Source organism: Flavobacterium sp., from assembly GCF_020217025.1.
In the GTDB taxonomy this organism is placed as follows: Bacteria; Bacteroidota; Bacteroidia; order Flavobacteriales; family Flavobacteriaceae; genus Flavobacterium.
The window spans coordinates 1-10,000 of record NZ_JAIWOF010000060.1 but is presented as its reverse complement, the minus strand read 5'-3'; the positions used below and the strand labels follow the sequence as shown (position 1 = coordinate 10,000).

Annotated in this window: 10 protein-coding genes; 4 read left to right on the top strand and 6 right to left on the bottom strand. The window is 30.6% G+C overall.

The window, feature by feature from the left end; all coding sequences use genetic code 11:
• Positions 1-223: 223 nt before the first annotated feature.
• Positions 224-568 carry a toxin-antitoxin system YwqK family antitoxin gene (locus LDL23_RS02820; protein WP_026725927.1) on the bottom strand — a complete coding sequence of 115 codons (345 nt, stop codon included), beginning with the start codon at positions 566-568 and terminating at the stop codon, positions 224-226.
• A 163-nt stretch (positions 569-731) separates the two neighbouring features.
• Positions 732-1,736 carry a TlpA disulfide reductase family protein gene (locus LDL23_RS02815; protein ID WP_291264354.1) on the bottom strand — a complete coding sequence of 335 codons (1,005 nt, stop codon included), beginning with the start codon at positions 1,734-1,736 and terminating at the stop codon, positions 732-734.
• Positions 1,737-1,875: 139 nt separating this feature from the next.
• On the opposite strand from LDL23_RS02815, the gene aspS reads away from it, so the two are divergent.
• The 3 genes from aspS to LDL23_RS02800 all read left to right on the top strand — a co-directional run bounded on the left by aspS (position 1,876) and on the right by LDL23_RS02800 (position 4,135).
• Positions 1,876-3,621, top strand: a complete 1,746-nt coding sequence (gene aspS / locus LDL23_RS02810) for an aspartate--tRNA ligase (RefSeq protein ID WP_291264353.1) — start codon at positions 1,876-1,878, stop codon at positions 3,619-3,621.
• Between the two features lies 1 nt (position 3,622).
• Positions 3,623-3,853: a hypothetical protein gene (locus LDL23_RS02805; protein ID WP_111566302.1), complete on the top strand. Its 231-nt coding sequence runs from the start codon at positions 3,623-3,625 to the stop codon at positions 3,851-3,853.
• A gap of 81 nt (positions 3,854-3,934) precedes the next feature.
• Complete coding sequence (locus LDL23_RS02800; RefSeq protein WP_008255794.1) at positions 3,935-4,135, top strand: cold-shock protein; 201 nt, start codon at positions 3,935-3,937, stop codon at positions 4,133-4,135.
• A 63-nt stretch (positions 4,136-4,198) separates the two neighbouring features.
• On the opposite strand, the gene LDL23_RS02795 is transcribed toward LDL23_RS02800, so the two are convergent.
• Both LDL23_RS02795 and LDL23_RS02790 read right to left on the bottom strand, forming a co-directional pair.
• On the bottom strand, positions 4,199-4,681 hold the full coding sequence (locus tag LDL23_RS02795; RefSeq protein WP_291264352.1) for a hypothetical protein: 483 nt from the start codon (positions 4,679-4,681) through the stop codon (positions 4,199-4,201).
• Between the two features lie 55 nt (positions 4,682-4,736).
• Positions 4,737-6,557: a TonB-dependent siderophore receptor gene (locus LDL23_RS02790; protein ID WP_291264351.1), complete on the bottom strand. Its 1,821-nt coding sequence runs from the start codon at positions 6,555-6,557 to the stop codon at positions 4,737-4,739.
• 68 nt (positions 6,558-6,625) lie between these two features.
• Here LDL23_RS02790 and LDL23_RS02785 point away from each other — a divergent pair, with 68 nt between their 5' ends.
• Entirely contained in the window at positions 6,626-8,122 is a 1,497-nt protein-coding gene (locus LDL23_RS02785; protein ID WP_291264350.1) for a PLP-dependent aminotransferase family protein, read from the top strand.
• A 42-nt stretch (positions 8,123-8,164) separates the two neighbouring features.
• Here LDL23_RS02785 and LDL23_RS02780 read toward each other — a convergent pair whose 3' ends face one another.
• Together LDL23_RS02780 and LDL23_RS02775 are read right to left on the bottom strand one after the other, a co-directional pair.
• Positions 8,165-8,593, bottom strand: a complete 429-nt coding sequence (locus LDL23_RS02780; RefSeq protein WP_291264349.1) for a DUF1573 domain-containing protein — start codon at positions 8,591-8,593, stop codon at positions 8,165-8,167.
• Complete coding sequence (locus LDL23_RS02775; protein ID WP_291264348.1) at positions 8,590-9,891, bottom strand: hypothetical protein; 1,302 nt, start codon at positions 9,889-9,891, stop codon at positions 8,590-8,592. The genes LDL23_RS02780 and LDL23_RS02775 overlap by 4 nt, the downstream gene beginning before the upstream one ends.
• Positions 9,892-10,000 lie beyond the last annotated feature (109 nt).

Below are 10,000 nucleotides of genomic sequence, written 5' to 3'. Positions count from 1 at the left end.
TCTTAACTTTAATTGTGGTTCCAGTTGTTTATGCTATTGTTGATAGTATTAGAGTGAAACTAGGAAGAGATGTTAAAGTAGATTATGACACTTTAATGAAAGCTGATTATGTTCACAAAGAATTAAGTGAGGATGGTTTTACACCAAAACACGAAATTTAAAATCAAGTATATAACAAAAAAGTCCCGATTAAATCGGGACTTTTTTTATACTTCAAATTGAATTAGTTTTTAACTAAAACGTCTTTTGACCATTTTTTTACTTCAGCAATTCTGCTATCTGAAAAATCAACTTCGCTTAAAGAATCTTCACTCCAGAAAAACCACTTTCCAGTTTTAGTACCTTTGTTATATTCGCCCATGGTTTGTTTAGTACCATCTTCGTTATAAGCCATCCATTTTCCATGTAATTTTCCGTCTAAGTAATACCCTTCTTGTTTTACTTGTCCGTTATCATAATAATATGTTGCTTTTACCATTTGGTCAACCACTTCTAATTTTGGTTTTACTTCTTGTGCAAATGACAAACTCGAAACCAATAATACTACTGCAATTGCTACTTTTTTCATACTCTTTTCTTTTATAGGTTAACATTACAGTAACAAATATAAAATATAATTTACAATAAAAAAACTTTTACTTAACAATTTGGTAACATTGAGTAAAAACTTAACATTGAAAAAGCCAATACGTAATGTATTGGCTTTAAATTAAATATAAATATATGTTAGATTATTTCACTAAACCATCTAATAATTCTACTAATAAAGGAGATGATGGTCTTGGCGCATCTGCTTTTACAACATTTCCATTTGGATCAATTAATAAGAATCTAGGAATCGAATTAATTCCGAATGCTTTGATAAAATCTGACATCCAGTTTTTATCAGCAAACAATTGAATTCCTCCTAATTGCTTTTCCGTAACAAATTTTTGCCATTTGTCATGATCTTTATCTACATCAACCGAAATACTAACGAATTCAATGTTTTTGCCATGATATTTTTCTTCAATTTTCTTTAAATGAGGAATTTCTGCTCTACATGGACCACACCAAGTTGCCCAAACATCGATATACACGTATTTCCCTCTTAAATCTTCTAATTTCGTTTTTCCACCTTTGTGGTTTTCATAATCAAAAGAAGGAGCTGCAGTACCTTCTACTTTTTTAGCAGCCGCTTTTTGATTATAATATTGCGCTAGCATCATGCCTTCTTGGACAATTCTTGGTTTTAAAGCGCTTACTAATTTTTCATCTAAACCAGCACTTTCTAATTTTGCTAAGTCTTCTTTTGCTTTTTTATCAAGAGCAGCCTTAAAAGTTGCTTCGTCTTTTTCTAATAAACCTTCAAGCTCCATTTCAAATTTCTCATCTGACAATGCTTTTTGAGCTAAAAAGTTACTTTCTTTTGCCCCTTTCCCAGTATAAACAATTGTTTCGTCAAATTCTTTTGCATCCAATGTTAATTTGATATCATCGCCTCCTCTTAAATACATCATTGAAGATTCTGACCCATCACTAAATTGATGTAACCCGTCAGTTACTTCAAAAGCAGCTTCAAAAACTCCTTTTTTATTAATTGGGATTACTTGTTTGAATTTATTTGGGCCAAAAACAGTTAACGTGTCACTGTTTCTGTTTTCAATTTTAGCCGAAAATTTTACTTTTTCTTTTGTAGTAGTTTGTGCAAAAGAAAAACCGACTGATAATACTAATAAATAAACTAGTTTTTTCATAAAATGTGTTATAAGGTTTGTGTAAAATTATATTATTATTTTATAAAACGAAAAATAACGAATTAAAATTCTATTATTATTAACAATTGAAAACAAAAATTTTCTTTTTTGTTCTTACTTTTGCATAAAATTTTTCAAAATGTACAGAAGTCATAATTGCGGCGAATTAAACGCATCACATATTAATGCAGAAGTTACCCTTGCTGGTTGGGTTCAAAAATCGAGAGATAAAGGATTTATGATTTGGGTTGATTTACGTGATCGATACGGAATCACGCAATTAATTTTCGATGAACAAAGAACCGACAAAGCCGTTATTGAAAAAGCAAAATCTTTAGGAAGAGAATTTGTTATTCAAATCAAAGGAACTGTTATTGAGCGTGTTTCTAAAAACCCAAATATGGCAACGGGTGACATTGAAATTTTAGTTTCTGAATTAACTATTTTAAACGAAGCACAATTACCTCCATTTACTATCGAAGACGAAACCGATGGTGGCGAGGACATTCGTATGAAATACCGTTATTTAGATATCAGAAGAAATCCGGTTAAAAACAACTTATTGTTCCGTCATAAAGTATCGATGGAAGTTAGAAAATATCTTTCTGACCAAGGATTTTGTGATGTAGAAACACCTTATTTAATTAAATCTACTCCAGAAGGTGCACGTGATTTCGTAGTGCCTAGTAGAATGAATGAAGGTCAGTTTTATGCTTTACCACAATCACCACAAACTTTCAAACAATTATTGATGGTAGGTGGAATGGACAAATATTTCCAAATTGTAAAATGTTTCCGTGACGAAGATTTACGTGCTGACCGTCAGCCAGAATTTACTCAAATCGACTGTGAAATGGCATTCGTAGAGCAAGAAGATATTTTAGATATGTTCGAAGGCTTAACACGTCATTTGCTAAAAGAAATCAAAGGAATTGAAGTAGATAAATTCCCAAGAATTACTTACGATTACGCAATGAAAACCTACGGTAACGATAAACCAGATATTCGTTTTGAAATGAAATTTGGTGAGTTAAATGCTGTAGCTCAACATAAAGATTTCCCAGTATTCAATTCAGCTGAATTAGTAGTCGGAATCGCTGCACCAGGTTGTGCAAATTATACAAGAAAAGAAATCGATGCTTTAATTGACTGGGTAAAACGCCCACAAGTTGGAGCTTCGGGAATGGTATATGTAAAATGTGAAGAAGACGGAACTTTCAAATCATCAGTAGATAAATTCTACGACCAAGAAGATTTGAAAAAATGGGCCGAAATTACCAATGCAAAACCAGGTGATTTAATCTTAATCTTATCTGGAAACGCAAATAAAGTAAGAACACAATTATCTGCTTTAAGAATGGAAGTGGCTACTCGTTTAGGTTTGAGAAAATCAGATGAATTTGCTCCATTATGGGTAGTTGATTTCCCATTATTAGAATGGGACGAAGAAAGCGGAAGATACCATGCAATGCACCATCCATTTACTTCTCCAAAACCAGAAGACATGGCATTGATTGAAACCGAACCAGGAAAAGTTCGTGCCAATGCTTACGATATGGTATTAAACGGAAACGAAATTGGTGGAGGTTCTATTCGTATTCACGATAGAGAATTACAATCAAGAATGTTCGATTTATTAGGATTTAGCAAAGAAGAAGCTTTAGCTCAGTTTGGATTCTTAATGAATGCTTTTGAATTTGGAGCACCACCACACGGAGGTTTAGCTTTCGGTTTAGATAGATTAGTTTCGATTTTAGGTGGACAGGAAACGATTCGTGACTTTATTGCTTTCCCTAAAAACAACTCAGGAAGAGACGTAATGATTGATGCACCATCTACAATTGATGAAGCACAATTACAAGAATTACACATTAAACTAAGATAAGATGAAAAAGGTTCTAATTGGCCTTATCGTAATCATTGCTTGTCTTATTTCTTTTGGATACTTTCAAAAGAATAGTGGCTTAAATGGCGATAAATGGATTGGAATTGGAGTCCTATTAGCTGCTTTTGTTCTTATGCCTTTGTTTTTATATTCAAGATTTAAAAACAAAGAAACCAGAGAACGAATGCTAAACTTAGGTTTAAAGAAAAAAGAAGATACTGATAATCAGTAATTTTGAAATATTTTTAACTTTTTCTTGTTTGTGTTGTAAATAAGTATATCTTTGATAATTATTAATTTTTTACAATACAAAATGAGAACAGGTAAAGTTAAGTTCTTCAATGAATCAAAAGGTTACGGTTTTATTACTGATGATGAAACTGGAAAAGACATTTTCGTACACGCTAGCGGAATGAGAGTTGAATCTTTAAATGAAGGTGATGCTGTTAGTTACGAAGAAGAAGAAGGAAGAAAAGGTAAAGTAGCTGCTCAAGTAGTAGTTATCGAAGACTAATATATATTATTTTTTGATTACCTAGAAAGAACAAAGTCCCGAATAAATCGGGACTTTTTTTATTTATAACCACTTCTTTTCGGTTTCTGTTGCATCCAAAATATCTATATTTAAAGCAAGCTTAAAATGATTAGCGACTTCAAATGCATCTTCCTTGTTTACTGTTTTATAAAATGTCATGTGTTTATTGCGATTATAAAACAAGTTTACCTGAATAATCTCATATTTTTGAGTAGTTTCCGCAGTAACAACTCTAACTGTTTGACTTTCTTTAGTTCTAAAAACTGATACATACTCGAAATTTGGTATTGGTAACCACTTCCCAACCTTAACACCAAATAACGTATGAAATGTTCTAAATTCTTTAGAAGATAAATTAATATCTGAGCCTTCAGCTGTATTTAATCCCAACCCTATAACGATAAAAATGAGCGCCATTAAACTACCCGTTATAATAAGCATCAGAAGTCCTAAACCTGCAAATACAAATCCAAAAAAACGCTTTACAAAAGAAATTTCTTTTTGGTAACTTATAATATTCTCCATAATAAAAAAAGGATTACAAAATTGTAATCCTTTTCAAATATAAAAAAATTGTTTGTTATCTGAATAAATATTTCATTCCAAACATTACATTTCCTTTTGGCATTGGCACCATTCCTGCTTCAACATACTCTGTGTTGAAAATATTATTAGCGTAAATCGAGAATTCCAACTCTTTTAATTTGTATGAGGCACTTACATCCCAAATATTATAACTAATTCCAGAAGTTCTTTCTACATATCTATATCCGATAGAATTACTAAAATTCTTGAACCATTCCATTGCATAATTTCCAACAAATTGGTGTTTCATAGAATTAATGGAATATTGTGAAAAATTCGCTTCGCTTTTTTTAACATCGTTATCTAAGAAAGAATAACCTAATTGAATCTTTTGAGGCAATTGATTTAATAGAAATTTATATTCTATATTGGCTTCATATCCTTTTGTGTTTACATGTTGAATATTTTGCGCTTGCCAAGCATCTGAAGCATCTTCACGCACATAATCAATTAAATTATCAGCATCGCGATTAAATGCAGCTAGCGAAACATTTATATTTTTAGTTAAATATTTGAATCCAACTTCTTGAGAAAAAGCTTCTTCTGTTTCTAAATTTGGATTACTAATTGTCGTTGGTGAAACATAATATAAATTAGTATACGTTGGAAGTCTAAAAGACGTTCCAATATTTCCATAAGCTCTAAACTTTTCAGAAATTTTTACTCCAAAATCTAACCCTGGAAAAATCTGATTATCAAAATCTGAAAAATAAGAAGCAGAAATTCCTGGCGTAACATCTATAATGTTGTTAAAAAACTGAAAACGGTGTTCTAAGAACAAAGAGGCAATTTCTCTTTGATTGTCACCTAACCTATTACTAGAAATATAATATTTAGAAAATTCTACGCCAAATCCTGTAATACCAATTTTAGATTGGTACGACCCATTTAATTCAGCCGCTATTTTATTTGTGATGTGCAAATTTCTGTATGCTGACGGATTGTTTCTAATTAGCAAATACAAATCTTGATTTCTGCGCCAATAAATTCTTGGTTTCCATGTGAAATTTCCTTTCTTGATTACCGTTGAAAGACCAACTAAACTCGCTTGAGTTTCTTCATATTGATCAATATAACTAGTGAAACCATAAAAACCATTTGCACCGAATTTTCTTTCTGAATAACTTGTAAGTAATTCAATTGGTAATTTATTTTTATTGAATTGACTTTTCAATACATAATTGGTATTGTCAAAATCGGTATTATAACGATATCCTTCTGAAAAATTCTTTGAAAAATGCACGATATGACTACTCTCTTTTAAACTAACTGTACCAGTGGCTTCAGCAATAAATTGACCAAAAGAACCACCTTGCACTTTAGCAATCAAAGAATTTTCTTCAACATCTTTAGTTACAATGTTAACCGCTCCTGTAAAAGCATTTTGTCCAAAAACACGAGCAGCAGGACCTTTAATTACTTCAATTCTTTTGATAACTTCAATTGGCAGAGCTAAATTCATCGTGTGATGTCCAGTTTGAGGATCATCAACTTTGATACCATCAATAAGCAATAATGTTTGATCAAAACCTCCACCTCTGATATATAAATCAGCTTGCATTCCGTTTACACCTTGTCGTCTTACGTCAACTCCTGCAAGTTGTTGTAATGCATCAGCAACATTTGTAATTCCCAGTTTTTTGATATCTTCAGCGGTAACAATTTGAATTGTTCTTGAATTTTCTTTAAAAGGCAAATCAATACGAGAAGAAGTAACTACAACTTCTTTAAGAGAATCTGTTTTTAATTCTGTTTCTTGTGCATTTCCTAATATAGAACCAAAAAGCAAGACAGATAAAAAGTATTTGTTTTTCATTTGAAGTTTATTTTAAAACGGTGCAAAAGTCGTAACTTTCCGGACGATTAAAATAGTCCAGTTTTAAAATGAAAGATAGTCCGGTTAATGTATTGTTGAAAGAGCTTATTCACTTTGATAAAACGAGTGCTACATCGGTGTATATTCAAATTTCCCAACAAATTATAAATGCTGTTCAAAGAAGGTATCTTAAAGAAGGAACGGCTTTACCTGGCACCCGAATTTTCAGTCAATTTCTCAACATTCACAGAAATACAGCCGTTGCGGTTTATGAAGAATTAGCTTCACAAGGTTGGGTTGAAATTATTCCAAACAAAGGCACTTTTATCTTGGTTCCAAAACCAAAAACAGCTACTATCAAAGCAAGTACTAACAAAATAAACGATGCGTATAGTTATCCTAAAACAACAGGTTTTCCTTTTCAAACTTCGTTTCACTTGGCATCAACACAAGAATTTTCGGAAGCAAAATACACTTTAAACGATGGTCAACCCGATTTACGATTGCATCCTATTCACGAATTTTCGAAATGGTACGGCACATCAATGAAACGAAAATCATTGATTTCAAAATGGAACAATACATCAAAAAACAGCTATTCTACGTTTGAAAATCAATTGTGTAATTTTTTAAATGCAACCCGAGGTTTTCACATCAAACCCACAAATTTAATTAGTACTCGAAGTACCGAAATGAGTTTGTACATCATCTCGCAACTTTTAATTCGCAAAAAAGATGTGGTTTTGGTTGGTAATCTGAGTAACTATAATGCCAACATGATTTTTCAGGAAGCTGGAGCCGATATTAAAACCATTCCTGTTGATGAAAACGGATTAGACATCAATTACATAGAAAAACATTTTACAAAAGGAAAAATTCGATGTGTTTATGTGTGTTCTAATCGTGATTATCCTACAACAAACACTTTGTCTGCAGAACGAAGATTACAACTTTTACAACTCGCCAAGAAATACCAATTTGCGATAATTGAAGACGATTTTGATTATGATTTTCAACTCGACGGTTCCGCTATGTTGCCCATGGCAAGTTCAGATGGAAATGGAATGGTGATTTATCTTGGGAAATTAGGACAATCGTTGTTCCCAAGTTTTCAAACTGGATTTGTGGTCGCTCCTGAAAATTTGATTTTGGAAGCCAAAAACTATCTTCAAATGTTAGACAAGCAGGGCGACTTAATTCAAGAACAAGTGCTTTCGGAATTAATATATGAAGGTGAAATTCATCGTTTACTAAAAAAGAATACCATCATTTACAAACAAAGAAGGAATTTTGCTTGTGAATGTTTGAAGCGATATTTCAATGAAGCCATTCGATTTAAAAAGCCTTCTGGTGGATTAGCCATTTGGATTGAATTTAACCCTTCCATATCATTAATTCAACTTGCGGAAGAAGTTTCGAAATTAGATGTCTTTCTGCCGAAGACCATTCTTTATCAAGATAAAAACACCTGTGCTATTCGTTTTGGATTTGGTCATTTGAATGAAGAAGAAATTGAAATTGTGGTAAGTAAATTAAATCTTGCTTACAATTCAATCATAAAGTAATACAACAAAAAAAGTCCCGCAAATTGCAGGACTTTTTTATGATTATTCTATAACATCAAAAGTAACTTCTAGTAAATAAAACTTTCTTTTACCATTAGTTTTTACGGTTACTGTTGCATTATTTTTACCAGGATTTTTATCTTTTGTATCTATTTTTACTTTTAGATTTGTAATTTCATTAGGTTGTATAGTATCTAAACTTGTTTTTAAATCTGTACAATTACACGACATTGTTTTTTCTAATATAATTACAGACTCTGTTCCAATATTAACAAAACTAAAGGTATGTTCAACAGTTTGCCCAGCTTTAACTTTTCCTGCATAAAAAGTGGTTTCTTTACATTCTAATAAGCCTTTTGAAGGTGTTTCTATTTTTTCTATTTCAGAAACAATACTATTTTCTTTAATTTCTTTTGCCTTACTACAAGACAATATTAAAAAACTAAAACACGTAAAAATTAGTATTTTCATAGTTTAATGTTTTTTAAAGTTTCTTCATGTAATTTTATTTGATAAATTCTTAACTTTTCAAGTTCATTAGTGTGGTATTTTGATTTTAGGTCTAATTGTTTTTGATTTGCACCATTTTCAAAATCTTTTTCAGATATAGTTTTTAAATAATTGTCAATCAATTTTGTAGAATTAATTATTGATTTATTCTGCCAATATTGAGGATTATACTTAATCTCATCTAAATAATAGCAAATATAAAATCCAAGATTAATTTCTTTTGAATCTATAGTTTTTGAGTTGTCAATTGTCAAATCTGTTTGAAAAAATGTATTATTTTTTTTATAGCCCCGGCTAATTACTTTTATCGATGAGATTATTTTTGATGGCAATATTTTATCTCCTTTTAGGTCATAATAAATCTCAAACTCATTTGAAAAACTTTTGTCAAAGTCAAAACTTACTTTGTGTTTGACAATTGCAAAATCTTCTTTAGAAATTAACATTTCTCCATATACATTGAATAAATCTCTACCAACATTTATCCCTTTTTTTTGAAAGAATTGAATTTGATAATATTCATTGCCATTAATTTCAATATCTTCTAATCTTTTATAGGTGTATTTATGTTTTTTAAAAAGTGGATGTGATAGGTTAGCTGATTGAAAATTTAAAAAAAAAGATCCTCTTAGATAATCTGTGTTAAAATAATTAAACATCTCTTTTTGTTTAACTATATAATTTCTTAAATTTAAATTTTCAACATTTTTTCTATACTCTTTTGGAATTAAATAGGGGTATTGAAAAGTGTTATTGTTTTTTGAAATAAAATTAAACAGTAGCCCATCTAATTCTATAAAACCTTTAAAGGAGTTGTTCTCCATAACAATTTGTTTAACATTTGCATTGGAATAGTATGGTTTTGCCTTGTAATTTTCAATAAATTTCTTCGAACTTTTTTTTATAATTTCTTCTAATGTTAATGGGTTTTTGGGAGTTATTATTTCCACCTCTCTCAACATGGTAGCTTTTTCAGTTAAATAAATTATTTGATTTTCACTTTTAAAATCAGATGTTTTTAAAACTTTCTCTGTAAAAGCCAAATGTGAAAAGGTTAGTTCTTTAATTGTAGACACATCTTCAATTTCAAATTTCCCTTCTTGGTCAGAAAAAGCAAACGGCACACCATCATTATAAATAGCAACCCCAAAAATGGGGGTACTGTCAAATTCATTAATTACTTGTCCTGTAATTTTTTGAGCTAGTAAATTAATGGGTAAAGCAAAAAGTAGTAAGTATAAAAATGATTTTAATTTCATAATCCTGTTAATTTAAGTTTATGTACATGCATGTCTTCACTTTTTTTAATTTAAATTTATAAAGTATAATTATATTTCTATTACAGATTTTCTGCACATTTTCAATTTT

Coding starts and splice junctions, on each gene's coding strand:
- LDL23_RS02820 (WP_026725927.1), bottom strand. CDS start 568: ATGAAAAAAGTAGCAATTGCAGTAGTATTATTGGTTTCGAGTTTGTCA.
- LDL23_RS02795 (WP_291264352.1), bottom strand. CDS start 4,681: ATGGAGAATATTATAAGTTACCAAAAAGAAATTTCTTTTGTAAAGCGT.
- LDL23_RS02785 (WP_291264350.1), top strand. CDS start 6,626: ATGAAAGATAGTCCGGTTAATGTATTGTTGAAAGAGCTTATTCACTTT.
- LDL23_RS02775 (WP_291264348.1), bottom strand. CDS start 9,891: ATGAAATTAAAATCATTTTTATACTTACTACTTTTTGCTTTACCCATT.
- aspS (WP_291264353.1), top strand. CDS start 1,876: ATGTACAGAAGTCATAATTGCGGCGAATTAAACGCATCACATATTAAT.
- LDL23_RS02790 (WP_291264351.1), bottom strand. CDS start 6,557: ATGAAAAACAAATACTTTTTATCTGTCTTGCTTTTTGGTTCTATATTA.
- LDL23_RS02780 (WP_291264349.1), bottom strand. CDS start 8,593: ATGAAAATACTAATTTTTACGTGTTTTAGTTTTTTAATATTGTCTTGT.
- LDL23_RS02805 (WP_111566302.1), top strand. CDS start 3,623: ATGAAAAAGGTTCTAATTGGCCTTATCGTAATCATTGCTTGTCTTATT.
- LDL23_RS02815 (WP_291264354.1), bottom strand. CDS start 1,736: ATGAAAAAACTAGTTTATTTATTAGTATTATCAGTCGGTTTTTCTTTT.
- LDL23_RS02800 (WP_008255794.1), top strand. CDS start 3,935: ATGAGAACAGGTAAAGTTAAGTTCTTCAATGAATCAAAAGGTTACGGT.